Genomic DNA, 20,945 nt, shown 5'->3' on the forward strand with positions numbered 1-20,945 from the left:
GGCCGCGCTCCAAAAGATCGTTACAGCGTTTTCAGGGTGCCCTTGGGGAGCACGGTGGAAACCGCCGACTTCTGAACCTTGACCAGGACGTTGTCGGCCAGCTCGACCGTCAGGTAGACCTCGCCAATACCGGAGATGCGGCCAGCGATGCCGCCAGTGGTCACGATCTCGTCGCCCTTGGCCAGCTTGTCGAGCATCTGGCGCTGCTCCTTCTGGCGCTTCATCTGCGGACGGATCAGCAGGAAGTAGAACAGGGGAATCATCACCAGCAGCGGCCAGAAGGCCTCAAACATGCCGGGAGACTGGCCGGCGGCCTGCTGGGCGTAGGCGGGTGCAATCAGAAAGTCGAGCAACATGAGAGTCATTGGGACCAGAACTAAAGAGCGCACGAGTATGCCATAGGGTTGTTGCCCGCCCTTATCAAGTGGCTGGGGCCGGGGCCGAGACGCCGCTATACTCCGCGCGCCCAAATTTTGACCATCCAGGAGTCCCACCATGGCCAGCTATACCGCCCCGCTACGCGAGATCAACTTCGTCCTCAACGAGGTGCTCCAGGCCGGCAATCTCGCCAAGACCATTCCCGCCTACGCCGACGCCACACCGGAAACCATGGCGGAGATGATCGAGACCGCCGCCAAGTTCGTCGAGCAGGAACTGTTCCCGCTCAATGCCTCCGGCGACGCCGAAGGCTGCACCCGCCACCCGGACGGCACGGTCAGCGTGCCCAAGGGCTTCACCGAGGCCTTCAGGGCCTATGCCGGCAATGGCTTTGTCGGCACCTGCAACCCCACCGAGTACGGCGGCCTGGGCCTGCCCTACACCTTGGCCAAGGTGGTCGAGGAGATGGTCTGCACCGGCAACGTCGCTTTCGCGCTCTACCCCGGCCTGACCGGCGGCTGCTTCGAGGCCATCCACGCCAGCGCCTCGGATGAACTCAAGCAGATCTACCTGCCCAAGCTCTCCACCGGCGAATGGACCGGCACCATGCTGCTCACCGAACCCCAGGCCGGCTCCGACCTGGCGGCGGTGAAAACCAAGGCGATCCCCCAGGCCGATGGCAGCTACAAGCTCGAAGGCGGCAAGATCTTCATCACCTCGGGCGAGCACTCGATGGTGGACAACATCATCCACTTCACCCTGGCACGCATCGAAGGCTCGCCGGCCGGCGTGAAGGGCCTGTCCACCTTCATCGTGCCCAAGTTCATGGTCAACGCCGACGGCTCGCTGGGCGCGCGCAACGGCATCCAGTGCTCGGCGATCGAACACAAGATGGGCATCCACGGCTCGGTCACCTGCGTGATGAACCTCGACGGCGCCACCGGCTTTCTGGTCGGCAAGCCCAATGAGGGCATCATGAACATGTTCGTGCTGATGAACATGGCGCGCATCATGGTCGGCTTCCAGGGCCTGGGGCAGATGGAACTCGCCACCCAGAATGCCCTGCGCTACGCGGTGGAACGCAAACAGCCGAAGCCGATCATCGACTTCCCCGACGTGCGGCGGATGATTTTGCAGATGAAGGCGATGACCGAGGGCGCGCGCCTGCTCGCCTACGAGACCGCGCTCTACGTCGACTACGCCCACCATCATCCGGACCCGGCGGTGCGCGAAGAAGCCAACGACTGGGTGGAGCTGAACACCCCGTTGGTGAAGTCCACCTGCACCGACGGCGCGGTCGACCTCGGCTCGATGGCGATCCAGGTCTACGGCGGCCACGGCTTCATCGTCGAGCATGGCATCGAGCAGATTCTGCGCGACTCCAAGATCCTCTGCCTCTACGAAGGCACCAACGGCATCCAGGCGATGGACCTGGTGCGCCGCAAGCTGTTCCTCAACGAGGGCCGCGCGGTGCGCCGATTCTTCGCGCTGCTGGGGAAGGCCGTCGCCGACGCGGCACCGGAGTACGCCTTCATCGCCCAGCCGCTGAAGACCGCGCTGGCGGAGCTGGAAAGCGCCACCACCTGGATCCAGGAAACCTTCCGCAGCCGTCCCGAGGATGCTTCCTTCGGCTGCTGCGACTACCAGCGCGCCTTTGCTCTTACCTACCTGGGCTACAACTGGCTGCGCATGGCGCAGGCGGCCAGCAAGCAGAGCGACGAGAGCTTCAAGGCCGGCAAGCTCACCACCGCGCGCTACTACGCCAGCAAGCTGCTGCCCCAGGTCGGCAGCCTCTGCGCCACTGTCAAGGGCGGTGCGGAAGACTACATGGCACTGCCGGTGGCCAGCCTGTAACCTGCGGGCAGGTCGTTCCAGAGGGCCGGAATCCACCGGCCCTTTTCAATTTCAGGGGGAGACTCGCGATGTCCGATTTCTACAGCTATGCAGCCAAGACCATCGACGGCGGCGAACAGGCCCTCGATGCCTATCGCGGCAAGGTGGTGCTGGTGGTGAATGTCGCCAGCAAGTGCGGCTTCACTCCGCAGTACCAGGGGCTGGAGACGATCTGGCGCCAGTACCGCGACCAGGGTCTGGTGGTGCTGGGCTTCCCTTGCGATCAGTTCGGCCATCAGGAGCCGGGTGACGAGAACGAGATCAAGAACTTCTGCTCGCTCAACTACGAGGTGAGCTTCCCGATGTTCGCCAAGATCGAGGTCAACGGCGCCGGCACCCATCCTCTGTACCAGTGGCTGAAGAGCTCCGCCCCGGGCCTGCTCGGCACCGAGGGCATCAAGTGGAACTTCACCAAGTTCCTGGTCGGCAAGGACGGCAAGGTAGTGAAGCGTTATGGCTCCATCGACAAGCCGGAAGACATCGCCAAGGACATCGAGAAGCTGCTGTAAGAGCTATCGCTAGCCGCTCGGCAAGGCCCGCCTCCGGCGGGCTTTTTTGTGTCTGCGGCCCTGCGCGGCACTTGCGCCTGACCAAGGCCTCGGAATTTAATTCGTCGAATGACTAAATATAATCGGCAACCCCCGCCACCCCCGGCCCAGCCCGCGCGTCGGCGCGGCCGGCCGGCCCAGGCCCAGGCCCCGCAGGAGCGCCGACGCAGGCTGATCGAAGCCGCGATGCGGGTAATCGTGCGCGAGGGGCTGGCGGCGACCTCGACCCGCGCGGTGGCCGCCGACGCCGGCATGAACCAGGCGATGTTGCACTACAGCTTTCCCGGCAAGGACGCCCTGCTCGGCGCGGTGCTCGACGAGATCCATGCCGGCGTCGCCGAGGTGCTGGCCCGCAGCGTCGCCGGCGCCCCGGATCTGGCACAAGGCATCGCCCGCATCGCCGAGGCCTACTGGGCGCACACGGTCGATACCCCGGGCCTACAGCGCATGCAGTACGAGCTGACGCTCTATGCGCTCAACACCCCCGAGCACGCTGGCCTGGCGCGCCGCCAGTACCAGGGCTATGTCGCCGCTCTGAGCGAGGCTTTCGAGGCGCTGCCGGCACCGGCCGGCAGCCCACCGCGCCGGGTGCTGGCCGGCATCTGCGTGGCCGCGATGGACGGCTTGATCCTGCAACACCTCGCCACCGGCGACCGCGCCGCGGGCGAAGCCCAGCTGCGGCTACTGGTCTCGGCCCTGCAGTCCCAGCTTGGAAGCTCCGCATGCAGCGCACTCTGACCGCCGTCCTGACCACCCTGCTGCTCGCCGCCTGCGGCCTCGGTGGCGACAGCCGCTCCAGCCTCGCCAACAACGCGGACCCGCAGGCCGCCACCTGGCCGACCCTGCCCGCCCTGCGCCCCGATGCCGCCACCTGCACCGCCCTGCGCCCGGCACGCTGGCTGCCGGCAACCGGAGCCGCGCAGGCCGGCGCCAAGCTGCGTGCCTTCGCCATCCAGTACAAGCAGGAAATCCGTCATGTCGAGAGCTACGACAGCTTCCGCCTGAAGATGCGCTGCCTGATGGAAGAGCAGGTGGTGCCCTATCTACAGCCCGGCCTGCCGGCCCTGGTGGTCTACAACGAGGACGCCGGCCTGATGGCCATCGCCAGCGGCTCGCGCGGCGCCCTGGTGCGGGCACAGGCAGAAACACCCTTGGCCGCCCCGCTGGGCGATGCGCTGCCGCTGGGCATCGTCGGCGCCCTGGGGCTGTTGAACCTCAGCTATCTGCCGCAGGTGCTGGCCTACCAGATCCGCTTTCCGGGCGTTGATCTGCGCAAGCAGGTGTTCCTGGCCGCCACCGACACGTTCGCGCGGGCGTTCTCGCAGACCTTTTCCGACCTCGCCCGCGACTACGGCGTCTATGTGGTGGCCTCCAACAACCAGGCGCCCTACACCGCCTCCAGCGATCCGGTGGATCTCGCCCTGTTCAAAGACCCCGATCTCGCCAGCGTCGACGAGGTCTACATCGCCAGCGCCGCGCACGTCGCCAACGTGACCTTCCTCTGGGGGCCGGAAGACCTGCACCCCGAGGCGCCGCGCGGCGAGAAGAACCTGCTGTTCCGCAACGAGAAGGTGCCGCTCACCGACATCGAGCTACAGGTGCTGGGCCTGGACGCCGGCCCCGCCAGCGGCGAAGCCGGCCTCGCCAATGCCGCCGGCTACCCGGTGGCCGGCTTCCAGCTGGGCTTCGCCACCTCGCTGCCGGCCTTCCAGTGGGGCTATGAGTTCGGCCAGCGCCCGGCCGACTTCGAACCCTGCGCCGACATCCCCACCAGCTACATGCCCTGCATGGACGCCCTGGGCGTGGACGTGGTGGTGCAGGCCGAAGCCAATCCCGGCCGCTGGGCGGTCTACCAGGGCGGAGGCTGGCAGCCGCTGGAGTGGATGGCCTCGACCTGGCGCACGGTGGCCGAGCCTAGCGTGGCCTTCCGCTACAACATCACCGCCCATCTGGTCGGCAATCTGCTCGACCTGCCTTTCGACGGCCAGAGTGCGATCACCGCGCGCCACGGCGGCGGCCCGGGCCGCCACTACGTCGGCAATCTGGAGTTCGAGACCGGCACCGACGTCGTCTGGTATCAGGTCTTTCAGGGCGAAAAGGCGGAGTTCCTGGCGCTGGCGCCCTGGGTGCGCGACGACGCGGCGCGCGCTGCGCTACTGGAAACCGGCACCGCGCTGTCACCGGGCTCCGGCGACGCGCAGGAAAACGACTATCTGGAAACCGCGGTCTGGGCCGACCTGGTGCACTAAGAACTCCATGACCTCCTCATTCTCCCAAACGCCGCTGAGCCGGCGTGAACTGCTCACCGGCCTGGCCGGCGTCGGCGCCGGCGCCACCCTCGCCGCCTGCGGCAATTCCCCGCTGCCGGAAGCCGAGGCCGCTGGCACGGTCAGCGAAACCACCGAGATCGTGGTGGTAGGCGCCGGCCTCGCCGGCCTGATGGCGGCGCGCGAGCTGACGGCGGCCGGCAGGCAGGTGTTGGTGCTGGAAGCGCGGGACCGGGTTGGCGGCCGCACACTCAACCATGCGCTGACCGCGGCCGGCGCCCAGCCCGACACCATCGTCGAGATCGGCGGCCAGTGGGTGGGCCCAACCCAGGACGTAGTGCTGCAAACCATCGCCGAGCTGGGCCTGGAAACCTTCAAGACCTATAACGAGGGCAACTACCTCGACCACCGCGACGGCCTATCGCTGCAATACGGCCATCTGTTTCCGGTCGATCCGCTGAACCTCGGCTTGAACCGCCTGCCGCCCACCGACCCGCTGGGCGCCGCCGAGGCGGCGGTCGCCATCCAGCGGCTCAACAGCATGGCCGCCGAGGTGCCGCTGGATCAGCCCTGGACCGCCACCAGCGCCGTCGCCTGGGACAGCCAGACCTTTCAGAGCTGGATCGACGCCAATGTGCTGAGTCCGGGCGGCAAGGCCCTGTTGGAGCTCACCATCGAATCGGTGTTCTCGGCGCAGCCACGCGACCTCTCGCTGCTGCATGTGCTGTTCTACATCCACAGCGCCGGCACGCTCGACAACCTCATCAACACCGAAAATGGCGCCCAGGACTCACGCATCGTCGGCGGCAGCCAGCTGATCTCGATCAAGCTCGCCGAGCCACTGCGCGAGCGCATCCGCCTCAACCGCGTGGTGCGCGACCTTGCCCAGGACGCCGAGGGCGTCACCGTCTCCGGCGCCGGCTTCTCGGTACGCGCCAAGCGCGCCATCCTGGCGCTGTCGCCAACCCTGGCCGGGCGCATGCGCTACTCGCCGCCTCTGGGCGGCCTGCGCGACCAGCTCACCCAGCGGCTACCGATGGGCACGGTGATCAAGGTGCAATGCGTCTACCCGACGCCGTTCTGGCGCGACGCCGGCCTCAACGGCCAGGTCACTAGCGATACCGGGCCGGTGAAGCTCACTTTCGACAACTCGCCACCCGACGGCCACATCGGCGTGATGATGGGCTTCATCGAGGGCGAGGACGGCCGCAAGGCCCTGGGCTGGACGGCCGAACAGCGCCGCGAGGGCACCATAGCCAGCTTCGTGCGCTACTTCGGCGCCGCCGCCGCCGAACCGCTGGAATACATCGAGCAGAGCTGGAGCGAGGAAGAGTTCAGCCGCGGCTGCTACGCCGGCTACTTCCCTCCCGGAGTCTGGCTGGACTATGGCTCGGCGCTGCGCGCGCCCTGCGGCCGTCTGCACTGGGCCGGCACCGAAACCGCCGAGGTCTGGAACGGCTATTTCGACGGCGCCCTGCGCTCCGGCCAGCGCGCGGCGGCCGAGGTGCTGACGGCGCTCTAGAGTGGGTTAGCGGCGAAGCTGTCGCAGGCGGCGACCTCGCCGCTGGCAAAGCCGCGCTTGAACCAGCGCACCCGTTGCTCGGCCGTGCCGTGGGTGAAGGCATCGGGCACCACCGTGCCCTGCGCCTGCTTTTGCAGGCGGTCGTCGCCGATGGCGCTGGCGGTGTTCAGCGCCTCCTCGATGTCGCCCGGCTCCAGCCATTGATGGCGCTGCTGCGCCTGATGCGCCCAGAGGCCGGCGTAGCAGTCGGCCTGCAGCTCCTGGCGCACCAGCAGGCCGCCATCGCCGCCCACCTCCCGACCAGCGCGGCGCGCTTCGCTGACCTGGGCGGAGACACCCGTGAGCGTCTGTACGTGATGACCGACTTCGTGGGCGATCACATAGGCCTCGGCGAAGTCTCCGCCGCCGCCCAGGCGCGCACGCATCTCCGCAAAGAAGCCGGTGTCGAGATAGACCTTGTGATCGCCCGGGCAGTAGAACGGCCCGCTGGCGCTGGAGGCGCCGCCGCAGGCGGTCTGCACCGCGCCGGAAAACAGCACCAGCTTGGGCGCTTGGTACTGCGCGCCGCTGGCCTGAAAGATCGCGCCCCAGACGTCTTCGGTCTCGCCCAAGATGGCGCTGACGAACTCGCGGTTCTGCCGGTTGTCGGCCGAGGGCTCCACAACAGTCTGCGTCGTCACCGGCTCGCCGCCGGCAAGGCCGGAAACCAGGGCCAGCATCTCCATCGGGTTCTTGCCCAGCAGCAGGCTGATCACCACCACCGCGGCGATGCCGCCCAGGCCCAGGCGGCCAAGACCGCCGCCGCCGCCACCGCCACCGCCACCGCGGTAGTCCTCGACATTGCGGCTGCGGCGTGCGTCTCTCCAGCGCATGGACTACTCCGGTGACTGCACTACGGCAGCCAGTTTGGAACGCGCCGGCGCGCCTTCCGGGCCGGCCAGAAACTCGGCGGCGAAGCTCGCGTAGCGGCCCTCGTCTATGGCCTCGCGGATGCGCCGCATCAGGTCCAGGTAATAGTGCACGTTGTGCACGGTGTTCAGGCGCGCGCCGAGGATCTCGTTGCACTTGTCGAGGTGGTAGAGATAGGCCCGCGAGTAGTTCTGGCAGGTGTTGCAGCGGCACTTGGAGTCGAGCGGGCCGGTGTCGTCGCGGTGCTTGGCGTTGCGGATCTTGATGACGCCCTGGCTGGTGAACAGATGGCCGTTGCGGGCGTTGCGGGTCGGCATCACGCAGTCGAACATGTCGATGCCGCGTGCCACCGCCTGCACCAGATCGCGCGGCGTGCCGACGCCCATCAGGTAGTGCGGATGCGCCGCCGGCAGCGTCGGGCCGATGGCGTCGAGCACCTTCAGGCGCTCCTCCTCCGGCTCGCCCACCGAGAGGCCGCCGAGCGCATAGCCGTCGAAGCCGATCTTCTCCAGCCGCTGCAGCGATTCGCGGCGCAGCTCCACATGCATGCCGCCCTGGACGATGCCGAACAGGGCATTGGGGTTGTCGGCATGCGTGGTCTTGCAGCGCGCCGCCCAGCGCGCCGACAGCTCCATGCTCTTGCGCGCCTGCTCGGGCGTCGCCGGGTAGGGCGTGCATTCGTCGAACTGCATGACGATGTCGCTGCCCAGCGCGTGCTGGATCTCCACCGACTTTTCCGGCGACAGGAACACCTTGTCGCCATTCACCGGCGAGGCGAAGTGCACGCCCTCCTCGGTGAGCTTGCGCAGCTCCGATAGGCTCCACACCTGAAAGCCGCCGGAGTCGGTGAGGATCGGCCCGTCCCAGTTCATGAACCGGTGCAGGCCATCGAACTTCTTCAGCACCTCCACGCCCGGCCGCAGCCAGAGGTGAAAGGTGTTGCCGAGAATGATCTGGGCGCCGGCCGCGCGCAGCTCTTCCGGGGTCAGCGCCTTGACCGTGCCATAGGTGCCCACCGGCATGAAGATCGGGGTTTCCACCACGCCGTGCTGTAGCTCGAGGCGGCCACGACGGGCCAGGCCGTCGGTTTTGAGTAGTTCGAATCGCATCGCCTATTGTCGCTATTCTTGGCCCCGCCCAGGAGGAGCACGATGCGCAACTACGATCACATACCGGCCGGCAGCGTCCGCTTCTGGGCCTGGCTGGACTCGGCGCTGACCTGGATGCTGGCGATTCCGCCGCTCGCGCCTTACTTCCTCAGCGGCCTGTATTGGCTCAACGGCCTATTGGGTGGCGAGGCCAGTCCGCCGCCATTCGCGCCTGTGCATCTGCTGTTCGTCAGCCTCACCGGCTCCCTGGTCAGCGTCTGGGTCATCGCCCGGCTGCTGCATCCGGTCGGCCTCCTGGCGGTGATCGACGGCTGGGGCCGGCTCTGGGTCGGCGCCAGCCTAGTCTGGTTTCTGTGGCTGGGCGGCCCGCCGGTGCTGGGGCTGTTCGTGCTCACCGAATGGGCCGGCGCCTACGCCCAGCTGCGCATCGCCTATCGCCGTCGCTGATTGTTTAAGCCAGATCCAGCCGCTCGATCAGCATGGCGTCGCCATAGCTGAAGAAGCGGTACTCGGCGGCGATGGCGTGCTGATAGGCCGCCATCAACCGCGCGTAGCCGCCAAAGGCGCTGACCAGCATCAGCAGGGTGGATTCCGGTAGATGGAAGTTGGTGAGCAGGCGATCCACCACCGCGAAGCGATAGCCGGGGGTGATGAACAGCCGGGTGTCGCCGGCGCCCGCGACCAGCGTCCCCGAGCGCGCCGCCGATTCCAGCGCCCGGCAGACCGTGGTGCCCACCGCCACCACCCTGCCCCCTTGCGCCCTGGTCTCGGCGATTAGCGCCGCGGTTTCGGCACTCACCTCGTAGCGCTCGGCGTGCATCTGGTGTTCGCTCAGTTCGTCGACCCGTACCGGCTGAAAAGTGCCGGCGCCCACATGCAGGGTGACCTTGGCGGTACGCACCTGCCGCGCGCGCAACGCGGCCAGCAGGGGCTCGTCGAAGTGCAGGCTGGCGGTGGGTGCCGCCACCGCGCCCGGCTTTTCGGCGAACAGGGTCTGGTAGCGCGACTCGTCCTCGGCATTGGGCTCGCGCTCGAAATAGGGCGGCAACGGCAGCTGGCCGGCGCGCTCCATCAGCGCCCAGACATCGCCCGGACCCTCCCAGCGAAAATGAAACAGATCGCCCTCGCGGCCGAGCAGCACCAGGCTGCCGTCGGCGACCAGGATGCGCCCACCGGCCTTGGGCTTCTTGCTCACGCCCAACTGTGCCAGCACCTCCTGACCCGACAGCACCCGCTCGATCAGCACCTCGGCCCTGCCGCCGGTGGGCTTGCTGCCGTGCAATCGCGCCTTGATGACCCGGGTGTCGTTGAACACCACCAGGTCGCCCGGTGCCAAGAGGGCCGGAAAATCCAGCATCGCCCGATCGTGCAAACCATCCGCAGCCAGATGCAGCAGACGCGCGGCGGAGCGCGGCTCTATGGGATAGCGGGCGATCCGCTCGGACGGCAGGTCGTAGTGAAAGTCTTGTCGGCGCATCCGGTTATTGTCCCAGATGCGGGCGCGGTCACGGCTATAATGCGCGACCCAAGCCTGAGTGGCGGAACTGGTAGACGCAGCGGACTCAAAATCCGCCGAGGCAACCCCTCGTGAAGGTTCGATTCCTTTCTCAGGCACCAAACACCTCCAATCACCGTGCGCGCTGGCGTACCGGTGGCTGGAACCTCCCCGGGACACCGAGCCGCCCATGAAGTTTTGCAGCGCCTGCGGTCATGAAGTGGTTTACCGGGTGCCGGACGATGGCGATCATCTGCCGCGCCACGTCTGCCCGGCCTGCAAGACGGTGCACTACCTCAACCCCAAGCTGATCGTCGGGGTGATCCCGGAGGCGGCCGATGGCCGCATCCTGATGTGCAAGCGCAACATCGAGCCGCGCTTTGGCAAATGGACCTTCCCGGCCGGCTTCATGGAACTGGGCGAGACCAGTGCCCAGGGCGCGGCCCGCGAGGCGCTGGAAGAGTCCCAGGCCGAGATCGAGGTCGATGGCCTGGTGGCGGTCATCAACGTCCCTTATGTCGATCAGGTGCATCTGATCCATCGCGGCCGGCTACGCGGCGCGCATTTTGGCTCCACCAGCGAGAGCAGCGAGGTGCGGCTGATGCGGGAGGAAGACATCCCCTGGGAGGAAATCGCCTTCCCGACCATCTACCGCGGTCTGCGCTACTTCTTTGACGACCGCCGCGCCGGGCTGCACAGCGTCCATACCCTGGACCTGATCCGGCGGCCGACCCACGAAGACCGGGCGGACATCGGCCGCTGGCTGTCGGAAGCCAGCTGACCAGGGCGAGCCAGCCTCGCTTAGTAATCAAAACGAGTCGAGTTTTGTAGCGACTGCTGGTGGCTCTACCGGCCCGGCGCCGGCACTTCAAAACCAAGCCGCGAAGACGGGCATCTGGTTGATATAAAAAGATTTACATCCAACCTCAAGGCAACGAGACCAGGCCGGACATCCCCTGTTTCAGGGATGTTCCTGCGACTTTTTCGGCGCCTAAACTGCATTATCAGAAACCACCGTCATGGAACGCATATTGCGGTGTGTTAGAAGGCCGTCCGAGAGTTGGATCACAGTTTTTTTGTTCGTATCAGCGTCGCCTCAAAGCGCTCTGGTCTGTTGTCCGCGTTACCAACCTGAAGAAGTCCATGCTGACGTACTACGACTCCCGCGAAGCCCGCAATCGCATCAAGCCTCGCTATGTCTGGGGTTTCTGGGCCTTCATCCTGGGCGTTGCCACCGGCATGCTGCTGGTGTCTGCGGTGTTCTGAGCGCCCAGGGGCAGGACGGGAGGGTGGCATAAGCGGTATCGTTGCGCGCTTTCCCGCACGCACCGACCGTCGATGCAACTCCACAACACCCTCAGCGGCCGCAAGGAAACCTTCCAGCCGCAGCACCCCGAGCGGGTGACGATGTACGTCTGCGGACCGACCGTCTACAGCTACGCGCACATCGGCAACGCCCGCCCGGCGGTGGTGTTCGACACCTTGGCGCGGCTGCTGCGCAGGCGCTATCCGAAGGTGGTCTACGCCCGCAACATCACCGACATTGACGACAAGATCAATGCCGCGGCGGTGAAGGAAGGCGTCGATATCCGGGTGATCAGCGACCGCTACGCCGCCGCCTATCACGAGGATCTGGCGGCGCTGGGCGTGGCCCTGCCCGATCACGAGCCGCGGGTCACCGAGCACCTGCCGCAGATCATCAACATGATCGAGCGGCTGATCGCCAGCGGCCATGCCTATGCCGCCGACGGCCATGTGCTGTTCCACACGCTGTCCTTCCCCGAGTACGGCCAGCTGTCCAAGCGCGACGAGCAGTCGCTGATGGCCGGCGCCCGCGTCGAGGTGGCTCCGTACAAGAAGCACGCGGGCGACTTCGTGCTGTGGAAGCCGTCCAGCGCCGAGCAACCCGGCTGGGACTCGCCCTGGGGCCGTGGCCGCCCGGGCTGGCATATCGAGTGCTCGGCGATGGCCGAGGCCCTGCTGGGCGAGACCATCGACATCCACGGTGGCGGCCACGACCTGATCTTTCCGCATCACGAGAACGAGATCGCCCAGAGCGTCTGCGCCCACGGCGGCAAGCCCTTTGCCCGCTACTGGCTGCACAACGGCTTTCTCAACATGCGCGGCGAGAAGATGAGCAAGTCGCTGGGCAATGTCACCCTGGTGCACGACCTGGTGAAGCTGCTGCCGGGCGAGGTGATCCGCCTGGTGCTACTCACCGGCCACTACCGCCAGCCGCTGGACTGGAACGAGGACGTGGTCGCCGATGCCCGCAAGAAGCTCGACCGCCTCTACGGGGCCCTGCGCGAACTGGCCGAGGTCAGCCCCGCGCCCGGCGTTGGCGCCCCGGAGGGCTTCATCGCCGCTCTGGAGGACGACCTCAACACGCCGGCCGCGTTGGCCGAGCTGTTTGAACTGGTGCGCGCCGCCAACAAGGCCGAAACCGGCGAGGAGCGCAGCCGCCTGAAGGCGCAGATCCTCGACGCCGGCAATTTGTTGGGCCTGCTGCAACAGAGCCCGGAGGCCTGGTTCTCCTGGTCGCCGCAGGCCGCCGGCGGACGCCCCAGCGCCGAGGCCATCGAGGCGCTGATCGCCGCCCGCGTCGCCGCACGGCAGGCGAAGAACTGGGCCGAGTCCGACCGCATCCGCGATCGGCTCAAGGCCGAGGGCGTGCTGCTGGAAGATTCCAAGGACGGCATGCGCTGGCGCTATGCCTGAGACCCCGGTCAGCGATCTGCAGCGGCCCGCCAGCGCCAGCCGCTTCGGCTTTAACTGCCTGGCGGCGGTGGCCGGCCTCGCCTACCTGGCCTGGCGGCAGACCAGTTCGCCCAACACACCCTACGACAACGGCCTCACCGCCGGCCTCTTGATCGCGGTGCTGATCGGCCTGCACGAGCATTTCGTGCTGCGCACCCACCGCAATCCCAGCAGCGGCCTGGACTGGGACCGCCGCGCCACCCCCAGCCTCAGCCGCGTGCTGGTGAAACTGCTGGGCCTGGGCCTCACCCTGGGCCTGATCGCCGGCGCCTATGCGCTGTTCCCCGAGTACCACGGCAGCTTCTACCAGCCGTTCTGGCGGGTGCTGCGCGTCTATGGCACGCCGATGCTCATCGCCGCGCCCTTCTACTTCTGGTGGCTGGACGGCCGTCTGCGGGAACCGCGGGACGGCTACTGGCAGCTCGGTCGCCTGCCCTGGCTCTGGCTGCATGGTCGTTCAACTGACGCCGAGGGCCGGCGGCTGATCCTCAGCCATCTCGCCGGCTGGGCGGTAAAGGCCTTCTTCGTACCACTGATGACGGTCTACGTCGGCCAGGAGGTCCGCAGCGCCCACAACGCCTGGCTGGCCCTGTCTATGGGCGGCTACTCGCTGTTCGAGTTCCTGTTTCACCTCACCTTCACCGTCGACCTGCTGTTCTGCGTGATCGGCTATGCACTGACGCTGCGCCTGTTCGACGCCCACATCCGCTGGGCAGAGCCCACCGCCCTGGGCTGGATGGTGGCGCTGATGTGCTACCAGCCGTTCTTCTCGCTGGTCGAGAACCAGTACCTGCGCTACGAGGACGGCATTGTCTGGGGCCAGTGGCTGGCCGGCCTGCCGGGCGCGAAGTTCGTCTGGGCGGTAGTGCTGGTGCTGCTGTTGGCGATCTACGCGCTATCGACCGTGGCTTTCGGACTGCGCTTCTCCAACCTCACCGCGCGCGGGATCATCACCGACGGCCCCTACCGCTACAGCAAGCACCCCGCCTATCTGAGCAAGAACCTCAGCTGGTGGCTGATCTCCATCCCCTTCGTCGCAGCTTCGCCGGCGGTGGCGCTGAGCAACTGTCTGCATCTGCTGCTCATCAACGGTGTCTACTTCCTGCGCGCCCGCACCGAGGAGGCGCATCTGAGTCGCGACCCGACCTATGTGCGCTACGCGCTGTGGATGAACGAGCACGGACTGCTGGCCTGGCTGGGCCGACGCCTGCCAGCGCTGCGTTACCGGGCGCCGGCTGGCTACAACGGCGCGGCCTGAAAGCCGGAGCCGCTTCAGACGCGGTAGTAGCTGCGATACCACTCCACGAAGCGCGGCAGGCCCACCGAGATCGGCGTGCGTGGCGCAAAACCCACCGCCTTGTTCAGCGCGCTGATGTCGGCATAGGTGCTGAGCACATCGCCGGGCTGCATCGGCAGGTATTTCTTGATCGCCTTCTTGCCGACGGCCTGCTCGATGGCGGTGATGAAGTCCTCCAGCGACTCCGGCTGGTGGTTGCCGATGTTGTAGACCCGGTAGGGCGCATTGCTGCTGGCCGGGTCGGGATGCTCGCTGTCCCAGTCCGGATCCGGTTGCGCCGGCTGGTCCAGCACTTTCACCACGCCGTCGACGATGTCGTCGATGTAGGTGAAATCGCGACGCATCTGGCCGTGGTTGTAGACCTCGATCGGCTCTCCGGCGAGCACCGCCTGGGTGAACTTGAAATAGGCCATGTCCGGCCGGCCCCAGGGGCCGTAGACGGTGAAGAAGCGCAGGCCGGTAGTGGGAATTCGGTAGAGATGCGAATAGCTGTGGGCCATCAGCTCGTTGGCCTTCTTGGTCGCGGCGTAGAGCGAGACCGGATGGTTGACGCCATCGGCCACCGAGAACGGCTGCTTGCTATTGGCGCCGTACACCGAAGACGAGGAGGCATAGACCAGGTGCTCGACTTCGGCAGTGCGGCAGGCTTCCAGCAAATTGCCGAAGCCGACCAGATTGCTCTGCACATAGGCGCCGGGATGGCTGATCGAGTAGCGCACGCCGGCCTGCGCGGCCAGGTGGATCACCCGCCGCGGGCGATGGCTCTCGAAGCAGTGGCGCAGAAAGTCGGCATCGGCCAGATCGCCGCGTTCGAACACGAAGCCGGGCTCGTCCTTGAGCGTCGCCAAGCGGTCGTGCTTGAGCTGGGGCGCGTAGTAGTCGTTGAGATTGTCGATGCCCAGCACCCGCTCGCCGCGGGCCAGCAGCGCGCGCGCGACGTGCAGGCCGACGAAACCGGCGGCGCCAGTCAGGAGGACAGGATTGGAGTCAGGGACTTGGGCAGAGGTCACGGCGCGGACAGGGCATTCAACGAGCGAAGGTGCGCATTCTAGTGTGCTGCCCGCACCGCGCGGCAGCCTCAGCCGCCCAGCAGACGCTGCACCAAGGCCCGCAGCGCCGCCGGCTTCACCGGCTTCTGCAGAAAGGCATAGCCCAGTGCCGCCGCGGCATCGCGGGCGGTGCGGGTGGGGTCGGCGGTGATCACCGCGCAGGGCAGATCCGCGCCCCAGAACGCGCGGAAGCTGGCCGCGGCCTCGATGCCGCTCTCGCCGTGGTCGAGGTGGTAGTCGACCAGCACCAGGTCCGGTGCCGGACCGTCGGCGCCCAATTGCAGGGCCTGCTCGGCGCTGGCGGCGGCCAGTACCTCATGACCCCAGCGCTGCAGCAGCGCGCTCAGCGCCGCCAGCGCCAGCGGCTCGTTGTCGACGATCAGGATGCGCGAGCGCTGCTCGATGGCGCGGTGCTTCTCCACCACTGGCGTCGCGGTGAGGAGATCACGCGCCTCGCCCAGCGGCACGGTGATGGCGAACACCGAGCCGCGCCCCGGCCGCGAGCGCAGGCCCAGCGGATGCCCAAGCAGGCGGGCAATGCGCTCGCTGATCGCCAGGCCCAGGCCCAGGCCACGCTCACCGAAGGCGTCCTGGGTATGCAGGCGGCGGAACTCCTCGAAGATCTCCCGCTGCTTGTCGGCGGGGATGCCGGGGCCGGTGTCCCAGACCTCCAGGCGCAGGCCACCGGCAACCCGGCGGCTGCCCAGCAGCACACTGCCGCGGCGGGTGTAGCGCAGGGCATTGCCGAGAAAATTCTGCAGCACCCGCCGCAGCAGCGCCGGATCGCTATGCAGCAGCGCCTTGCTCGGTCGGTAGCGGAATCGCAGACCGCGCGTCGCCGCCAGCGCCTCGAACTCGCGCGCCAGGGGGTCGAGCACCTGGCTGGCGGCGAAAGTCTCGCGATGCACCGGCAGGGCGCCGGAGTCGAGCTTGGAAATATCCAGCAGACCCGACAGCAGCTGCTCCGCCGCCTGCAGCGAATCGCCGATGCGGTCGAGCAGCTGCCCAGTCTCGGCCGGCACCGCCGCGCGATCGGTAGCGGCCAGGAACAGGCGCGCGGCGTGCAGGGGCTGCACCAGATCGTGCGAGGCAGCGGCCAGGAAGCGGGTCTTGGCGGCATTGGCGCGCTCGGCCTCGGCCTTGGCCTCGGCGAGCTCGGCGGTGCGCTCGGCGACGCGCGTCTCCAGGGTGTCGTTGGCCTCGCGCAGCGCCTGCTGGGCGCGGGTGTAGGCGGTGACATCGGAATAGCTGGTGACGAAGCCGCCGCCGGGCATCGGCATGCCGCGGATCTCGATCACCGTGCCGTTCGGCAGCGCCCGCTCGTGCACATAGGCGGTGCCGCGCTGCAAGTGCTCCATGCGCCGCGCCACCAGGGCCTCGACATCGCCCTCGCCCAACAGGCCGCGCTCGGCGTTGTGGCGAAACAGATTCTCGATCGGCTGACCGACGTGAATCAGCTCCGGCGGGTAGGCAAACAGCTCCTGATAGCGGCGATTCCAGGCCACCAGCTGCAAGTCCTTGTCGACCACGCTGACGCCCTGGGAGAGATGCTCCAACGTGGCCCGCAAACGCTCCTGCGAAAACACGATGGCATGGCTGGTCTCGTCGAGCAGGCGGATCACATCCTCTGGCAGCATGTCGCGGCCGCGCAGGGTGGAGGCCAGCAGCAGGCGCGCGCTGGAGGCGCCCAGCGCACCGGCCAGTAGATGCTCGGTGAAGCGCAGCAGCTCGCGGTCGGCGCGATCCTGCGCCAGCGGCAGCGGCTTGCCGCGCTGGCGGCAGAAATCACCCAGCAGCAGCTGCGCGCGCTCGCTGCCCAGAAAGCGCTCCAGCAGCGCCAGCAGATCGCCCACCGTCGCCGGCGTTGCCGCCGGCGGCGCGGCCACCGAGGGAGCGCCGGTCGGAGTCAGGAACTGCACCGCCTGCAGCCGCTCGGCCAGACGCGGCTGCGCCAGCCAGGACACCAGCAGGTAGACGAACAGATTGGCAGCCAGACTCCACAGCGTGCCATGCGCCACCGGGTCCAGGCCGCTGAGGCCGAACAAGGCCTGCGGACGCAACGCGGTGATGCCCAGCGGCCCCTCGGCGAGCAGCTCGCCGCCCTGCCCGGAGGCGCCCAGCAGGGCCGGCAGCAGCAGGGTGTAGACCCAGACCGCGAAACCCACCAGCAGGCCCCAGACCGCGCCGCGATAGCTGCCGCCGCGCCAGACCATGCCGCCGATCACCGCCGGCGCAAACTGCGCCACCGCCGCGAACGACAACAGGCCGATGGCCGAGAGCGTGCCCAGGCCGGTGAACAGCCGGTAGTACAGATAGGCCGCGGCGATGATCGCGACGATAGCGGCACGGCGGATCAGCTTGAGCAGCCAGCTCAGGTCGCCGCGCTCGCCCAGGCGCAGTCGCCGCGAGCGCAGCAGCACCGGCATCACCACCTCGTTGCTGAGCATGGTCGAGAGCGCGATGGTCTCGACGATCACCATGCTGGTCGCCGCCGAAAATCCGCCCAGATAGGCGGCGAGCGAGAGCAGGCCATGACCATCGGCCAGTGGCAGCGCCAGCACATAGATGTCGGCGGCGGTGCCCGCCGGCAGCCGCGCCAGGCCGGCGGTGGCGATCGGCACCACGAAGGCGCTGATCAGAATCAGATACAGCGGAAACACCCAGCGCGCGCGGCGCAGATCACGCGGCGAGGTCGACTCCACCACCGCGACATGAAACTGCCTGGGCAGACAGACCACCGCCAGCGCCGCCAGCAGGGTCTGGGTCCAGAAGCCCAGCTGCCAGTCGGCCCGGCCTAGCGGCTCGCTCATCTGCGGCAGCCGCAGGGCCTGCGCGTAGGCATCGGCGAAGCCGTCATAGATGCCGTAGCAGACGTAGAGGCCGACCGCGAGAAAGGCCAGCAGCTTGATCACCGACTCGAAGGCGATGGCCAGCACCATGCCGTGATGATTCTCGCTGGACACCACCTGTCGGGTACCGAACAGGATCGCGAACACCGCCAGCAGGCCGGCGACCACCAGCGCGCTGTCGCCGTAGTGATGGCCGACGCCACCGCTGAGCGACAGCGGCGAGGCCAGCACCTCGAAGCCGAAGGCCACCGCCTTCAGCTGCAGGGCGATATAGGGCAGCACACCGAGTACCGCGATCAGCGTCACCCACAGCGCCAGCGGCTGGTGGCGGCCGTAGCGCGCACCGATGAAGTCGGCGATGGAGGTGATGTTGTGTCGCTTGCTGACCTCGATGATCCGCGACAGCAGGGGCATGCCGAGCACGAACACCAGCAGGGGCCCGAGATAGATCGGCAGAAAATCCCAGCCGCTGGCGGCGGCGCGGCCGACCGCGCCGTAGAAGGTCCAGGAGGTGCAGTAGACGCCCAGCGCCAGGCTGTAGATCAAGGGCTGCTGGGCCGGCGCACGGCCGAAGGCGCTGACGCGATCGCCGTAGTGGGCGATGCCGAACAGCAGGCCGACGTAGGACGCCGACACCAGAAACAGCAACCAACCCGGCAGCATCGCGACTCCTCCTCCATGCACGCCGTGCTCTCGGGGCCTGCGGCGCTTCAGGTATCGCGATTAGACCAAAGTCCTAACCGGCCGGTACTGGCGACCCGACTAAAGTCGCGTTCCCTTCGGCTGCCTGCCGCTCCTAGAGTGCGATCACCCGCTGAACCACAAGCCGGAGGAGAACATGACCATGACCGCCACCCTACACGCCCCGCGTGCCGAGCCCGCAAACAACCCGCCGCTGAACGCCGATCTGCAACGCATCGCCGACAGCCCCGCCTTCCAGCAACTGCAGAAGACCCGCAACTCGCTGGCGCTGCGCCTGAGCATCGCGATGTGCGTCATCTACTACGGCTTCATCCTGATGATCGCCTTTGGCAAGGAGACGCTGGCGATGCCGCTGGATGGCGTCATCACCCTCGGCATTCCGCTCGGCCTGGCGGTGATCCTCTCGGCCATCGTGCTGACCGGCATCTACGTGCGCCGCGCCAACACCCATTTCGACCGCCTGACCGCCGACGCGGTCCGCGCCGGCCAGACCAAGTAGTCCGCACCAGGGCATCGCCATGAAATTGATCCTGAGCCTGTTCGCGGCGCTCGCCGCCAGCCCTGTCTTCGCCGCCGCCCTGGAGGGTGAGGCGGTGAAACAGGCCACCAACTGGACCGCCATCAGCATGTTCTTCGCTTTCGTGGCGATGACGCTGGGCATCACCTACTGGGCGGCGCGGCGCACCAAGTCGCGCGCCGACTTCTACGCCGCCGGCGGCGGCATCACCGGCTTCCAGAACGGCCTGGCGATCGCCGGTGACTACATGAGTGCGGCCAGCTTCCTGGGCATTTCCGCCCTGGTGTTCGGCTCCGGCTTCGATGGCCTGATCTACTCGATCGGCTTTCTGGTCGGCTGGCCGGTGGTGACCTTTCTGGTCGCCGAGCGCCTGCGCAATCTCGGCAAGTACACCTTCGCCGACGTCGCCAGCTACCGCCTGGAGCAGAAGCCGATCCGCACGCTCGCCGCAGTCGGCACGCTGACCACGGTGTCGTTCTACCTGATCGCGCAGATGGTCGGCGCCGGTCAGCTGATCAAGCTGCTGTTTGGCCTCGACTACTCCACCGCGGTGGTGGTGGTCGGCGTGCTGATGATCATCTACGTGATCTTTGGCGGCATGCTCGCCACCACCTGGGTGCAGATCATCAAGGCGGTGCTGCTGCTCGGCGGCGCCAGCTTCATGGCCTACATGGTCATGCAGCGGATGGGCTTCTCCTTCGACACCCTGTTCTCGCGCGCGGTCGAGGTGCACAAGGACCACAACGCGATCATGGCGCCCGGCAATATGGTGAAAGATCCGATCTCGGCGATCTCGCTGGGCCTGGCGCTGATGTTCGGCACCGCCGGCCTGCCGCACATCCTGATGCGCTTCTTCACCGTCAAGGATGCGCAGGAAGCCCGCAAGAGCGTGTTCTATGCCACCGGCTTCATCGGCTACTTCTACATCCTCACCTTCATCATCGGCTTTGGCGCCATCGTGATGGTCGGCACCGATGCCTTCTATCTGGACGCGAAGGGCCTGCGCGGCGGCAACAACATGGCCGCCATCCATCTCGCCCACGCGGTCGGCGGCGACGTCTTCCTCGGCTTCATCTCGGCGGTGGCCTTCGCCACCATCCTGGCTGTGGTCGCCGGCCTGACGCTGTCCGGCGCCAGCGCGGTCTCGCACGACCTCTACGCCAGCGTGTTCCGCAAGGGCCAGGTCAACGATCGGGACGAGGTGCGGGTGTCGAAGATGGCGACCCTGGCGCTGGGCCTCTTGGCGATGGTGCTGGGCATCCTGTTCGAGAAGCAGAACGTCGCCTTCATGGTCGGCCTCGCCTTCGCGGTCGCCGCCTCGGCCAACTTCCCGATTCTGCTGGTGTCGATCTTCTGGAAGGGCTTCACCACCCGCGGCGCCGTGCTCGGCGGTGGCCTGGGCCTGGTCACTGCGGTGACTCTGACCGTGCTCGGCCCGGCGGTGTGGGTGAAGACCTTCGGCCATGCCGCCGCGATCTTCCCCTACGACAACCCGGCGCTGTTCAGCATGTCGCTGGCCTTCTTCGGCTGCTGGCTGGGCTCGGTCACCGACTCCAGTGCCCGCGCACGCCGCGAGCAGGGCCGCTTCCAGGCGCAGATGATCCGCTCCGAAACCGGCTACGGCGCCGACACCGCCGCCAGCCACTGATCCAC

The 20,945-nt window shown here is 67.3% G+C and carries 18 protein-coding genes and 1 tRNA gene; 13 read left to right on the plus strand and 6 right to left on the minus strand.

What is annotated here, in order from left to right; all coding sequences use genetic code 11:
* Nucleotides 1-20: 20 nt before the first annotated feature.
* A complete protein-coding gene (gene yajC, locus AC3WT6_RS11190) occupies nt 21-293 on the minus strand; it encodes a preprotein translocase subunit YajC (RefSeq protein ID WP_492653838.1) in 273 nt (90 codons plus the stop codon).
* 202 nt (nt 294-495) lie between these two features.
* On the opposite strand from yajC, the gene AC3WT6_RS11195 reads away from it, so the two are divergent.
* The 5 genes from AC3WT6_RS11195 to AC3WT6_RS11215 all read left to right on the plus strand — a co-directional run bounded on the left by AC3WT6_RS11195 (nt 496) and on the right by AC3WT6_RS11215 (nt 6,608).
* On the plus strand, nt 496-2,232 hold the full coding sequence (locus AC3WT6_RS11195; protein ID WP_492653653.1) for an acyl-CoA dehydrogenase family protein: 1,737 nt from the start codon (nt 496-498) through the stop codon (nt 2,230-2,232).
* A gap of 68 nt (nt 2,233-2,300) precedes the next feature.
* Nucleotides 2,301-2,780, plus strand: a complete 480-nt coding sequence (locus tag AC3WT6_RS11200; RefSeq protein WP_492653654.1) for a glutathione peroxidase — start codon at nt 2,301-2,303, stop codon at nt 2,778-2,780.
* A gap of 108 nt (nt 2,781-2,888) precedes the next feature.
* On the plus strand, nt 2,889-3,557 hold the full coding sequence (locus tag AC3WT6_RS11205) for a TetR/AcrR family transcriptional regulator (protein WP_492653655.1): 669 nt from the start codon (nt 2,889-2,891) through the stop codon (nt 3,555-3,557).
* Nucleotides 3,542-5,068: a hypothetical protein gene (locus tag AC3WT6_RS11210; protein ID WP_492653656.1), complete on the plus strand. Its 1,527-nt coding sequence runs from the start codon at nt 3,542-3,544 to the stop codon at nt 5,066-5,068. Before AC3WT6_RS11205 ends, AC3WT6_RS11210 begins: the two co-directional genes overlap by 16 nt.
* Nucleotides 5,069-5,075: 7 nt before the next feature.
* Nucleotides 5,076-6,608, plus strand: a complete 1,533-nt coding sequence (locus tag AC3WT6_RS11215; RefSeq protein WP_492653657.1) for a flavin monoamine oxidase family protein — start codon at nt 5,076-5,078, stop codon at nt 6,606-6,608.
* Here AC3WT6_RS11215 and ypfJ read toward each other — a convergent pair.
* Nucleotides 6,605-7,480, minus strand: coding sequence for a KPN_02809 family neutral zinc metallopeptidase (ypfJ, locus tag AC3WT6_RS11220; RefSeq protein ID WP_492653658.1), 876 nt, complete (start codon nt 7,478-7,480; stop codon nt 6,605-6,607). The two genes, AC3WT6_RS11215 and ypfJ, sit on opposite strands and share 4 nt — an antisense overlap.
* A 3-nt stretch (nt 7,481-7,483) precedes the next feature.
* A complete protein-coding gene (gene tgt, locus AC3WT6_RS11225; RefSeq protein WP_492653659.1) occupies nt 7,484-8,626 on the minus strand; it encodes a tRNA guanosine(34) transglycosylase Tgt in 1,143 nt (380 codons plus the stop codon).
* A gap of 42 nt (nt 8,627-8,668) precedes the next feature.
* Between tgt and AC3WT6_RS11230 the strand changes: the two genes are divergently transcribed.
* Nucleotides 8,669-9,073 (plus strand): hypothetical protein, encoded by a 405-nt coding sequence (locus AC3WT6_RS11230; RefSeq protein WP_492653660.1) that lies wholly within the window; start codon nt 8,669-8,671, stop codon nt 9,071-9,073.
* A gap of 4 nt (nt 9,074-9,077) precedes the next feature.
* Here AC3WT6_RS11230 and queA read toward each other — a convergent pair whose 3' ends face one another.
* Nucleotides 9,078-10,103, minus strand: coding sequence for a tRNA preQ1(34) S-adenosylmethionine ribosyltransferase-isomerase QueA (gene queA, locus AC3WT6_RS11235; protein WP_492653661.1), 1,026 nt, complete (start codon nt 10,101-10,103; stop codon nt 9,078-9,080).
* Nucleotides 10,104-10,155: 52 nt separating this feature from the next.
* Between queA and AC3WT6_RS11240 the strand changes: the two genes are divergently transcribed.
* From AC3WT6_RS11240 to AC3WT6_RS11260, 5 genes are all read left to right on the plus strand, one after another.
* Nucleotides 10,156-10,243: transfer RNA gene (locus AC3WT6_RS11240), tRNA-Leu, on the plus strand.
* A 68-nt stretch (nt 10,244-10,311) separates the two neighbouring features.
* Complete coding sequence (locus tag AC3WT6_RS11245; RefSeq protein WP_492653662.1) at nt 10,312-10,902, plus strand: NUDIX hydrolase; 591 nt, start codon at nt 10,312-10,314, stop codon at nt 10,900-10,902.
* 362 nt (nt 10,903-11,264) lie between these two features.
* Nucleotides 11,265-11,387, plus strand: a complete 123-nt coding sequence (locus AC3WT6_RS11250; protein WP_492653663.1) for a hypothetical protein — start codon at nt 11,265-11,267, stop codon at nt 11,385-11,387.
* Between the two features lie 72 nt (nt 11,388-11,459).
* Nucleotides 11,460-12,839, plus strand: a complete 1,380-nt coding sequence (cysS, locus tag AC3WT6_RS11255; protein WP_492653664.1) for a cysteine--tRNA ligase — start codon at nt 11,460-11,462, stop codon at nt 12,837-12,839.
* The gene (locus AC3WT6_RS11260) at nt 12,832-14,136 is read left to right on the plus strand and encodes an isoprenylcysteine carboxylmethyltransferase family protein (protein ID WP_492653665.1); all 1,305 of its coding nucleotides are present in this window, start codon (nt 12,832-12,834) and stop codon (nt 14,134-14,136) included. Before cysS ends, AC3WT6_RS11260 begins: the two co-directional genes overlap by 8 nt.
* Before the next feature lie 14 nt (nt 14,137-14,150).
* Here the strand turns inward: AC3WT6_RS11260 and AC3WT6_RS11265 are convergent, their stop codons facing one another.
* Complete coding sequence (locus AC3WT6_RS11265) at nt 14,151-15,185, minus strand: NAD-dependent epimerase (protein WP_492653666.1); 1,035 nt, start codon at nt 15,183-15,185, stop codon at nt 14,151-14,153.
* A gap of 68 nt (nt 15,186-15,253) precedes the next feature.
* Nucleotides 15,254-18,736, minus strand: coding sequence for a hybrid sensor histidine kinase/response regulator (locus AC3WT6_RS11270; protein WP_492653667.1), 3,483 nt, complete (start codon nt 18,734-18,736; stop codon nt 15,254-15,256).
* Nucleotides 18,737-18,917: 181 nt separating this feature from the next.
* Here AC3WT6_RS11270 and AC3WT6_RS11275 point away from each other — a divergent pair, with 181 nt between their 5' ends.
* Together AC3WT6_RS11275 and AC3WT6_RS11280 are read left to right on the plus strand one after the other, a co-directional pair.
* Nucleotides 18,918-19,274 carry a DUF485 domain-containing protein gene (locus tag AC3WT6_RS11275; RefSeq protein ID WP_492653668.1) on the plus strand — a complete coding sequence of 119 codons (357 nt, stop codon included), beginning with the start codon at nt 18,918-18,920 and terminating at the stop codon, nt 19,272-19,274.
* Between the two features lie 19 nt (nt 19,275-19,293).
* The gene (locus AC3WT6_RS11280; protein WP_492653669.1) at nt 19,294-20,940 is read left to right on the plus strand and encodes a cation acetate symporter; all 1,647 of its coding nucleotides are present in this window, start codon (nt 19,294-19,296) and stop codon (nt 20,938-20,940) included.
* The last annotated feature ends 5 nt before the right edge of the window (nt 20,941-20,945 follow it).

Source organism: Stagnimonas sp. FW305-C-60 (assembly GCF_058782965.1).

Excerpts from the sequence above, each read along its gene's own strand:
- AC3WT6_RS11250 (WP_492653663.1), top strand. The coding sequence starts at position 11,265 with ATGCTGACGTACTACGACTCCCGCGAAGCCCGCAATCGCATCAAGCCT.
- ypfJ (WP_492653658.1), bottom strand. The coding sequence starts at position 7,480 with ATGCGCTGGAGAGACGCACGCCGCAGCCGCAATGTCGAGGACTACCGC.
- AC3WT6_RS11195 (WP_492653653.1), top strand. The coding sequence starts at position 496 with ATGGCCAGCTATACCGCCCCGCTACGCGAGATCAACTTCGTCCTCAAC.
- AC3WT6_RS11215 (WP_492653657.1), top strand. The coding sequence starts at position 5,076 with ATGACCTCCTCATTCTCCCAAACGCCGCTGAGCCGGCGTGAACTGCTC.
- AC3WT6_RS11270 (WP_492653667.1), bottom strand. The coding sequence starts at position 18,736 with ATGCTGCCGGGTTGGTTGCTGTTTCTGGTGTCGGCGTCCTACGTCGGC.
- AC3WT6_RS11260 (WP_492653665.1), top strand. The coding sequence starts at position 12,832 with ATGCCTGAGACCCCGGTCAGCGATCTGCAGCGGCCCGCCAGCGCCAGC.
- AC3WT6_RS11280 (WP_492653669.1), top strand. The coding sequence starts at position 19,294 with ATGAAATTGATCCTGAGCCTGTTCGCGGCGCTCGCCGCCAGCCCTGTC.
- AC3WT6_RS11245 (WP_492653662.1), top strand. The coding sequence starts at position 10,312 with ATGAAGTTTTGCAGCGCCTGCGGTCATGAAGTGGTTTACCGGGTGCCG.
- AC3WT6_RS11205 (WP_492653655.1), top strand. The coding sequence starts at position 2,889 with ATGACTAAATATAATCGGCAACCCCCGCCACCCCCGGCCCAGCCCGCG.
- AC3WT6_RS11210 (WP_492653656.1), top strand. The coding sequence starts at position 3,542 with ATGCAGCGCACTCTGACCGCCGTCCTGACCACCCTGCTGCTCGCCGCC.
- cysS (WP_492653664.1), top strand. The coding sequence starts at position 11,460 with ATGCAACTCCACAACACCCTCAGCGGCCGCAAGGAAACCTTCCAGCCG.
- yajC (WP_492653838.1), bottom strand. The coding sequence starts at position 293 with ATGTTTGAGGCCTTCTGGCCGCTGCTGGTGATGATTCCCCTGTTCTAC.
- queA (WP_492653661.1), bottom strand. The coding sequence starts at position 10,103 with ATGCGCCGACAAGACTTTCACTACGACCTGCCGTCCGAGCGGATCGCC.
- AC3WT6_RS11200 (WP_492653654.1), top strand. The coding sequence starts at position 2,301 with ATGTCCGATTTCTACAGCTATGCAGCCAAGACCATCGACGGCGGCGAA.
- AC3WT6_RS11230 (WP_492653660.1), top strand. The coding sequence starts at position 8,669 with ATGCGCAACTACGATCACATACCGGCCGGCAGCGTCCGCTTCTGGGCC.
- tgt (WP_492653659.1), bottom strand. The coding sequence starts at position 8,626 with ATGCGATTCGAACTACTCAAAACCGACGGCCTGGCCCGTCGTGGCCGC.
- AC3WT6_RS11275 (WP_492653668.1), top strand. The coding sequence starts at position 18,918 with ATGACCGCCACCCTACACGCCCCGCGTGCCGAGCCCGCAAACAACCCG.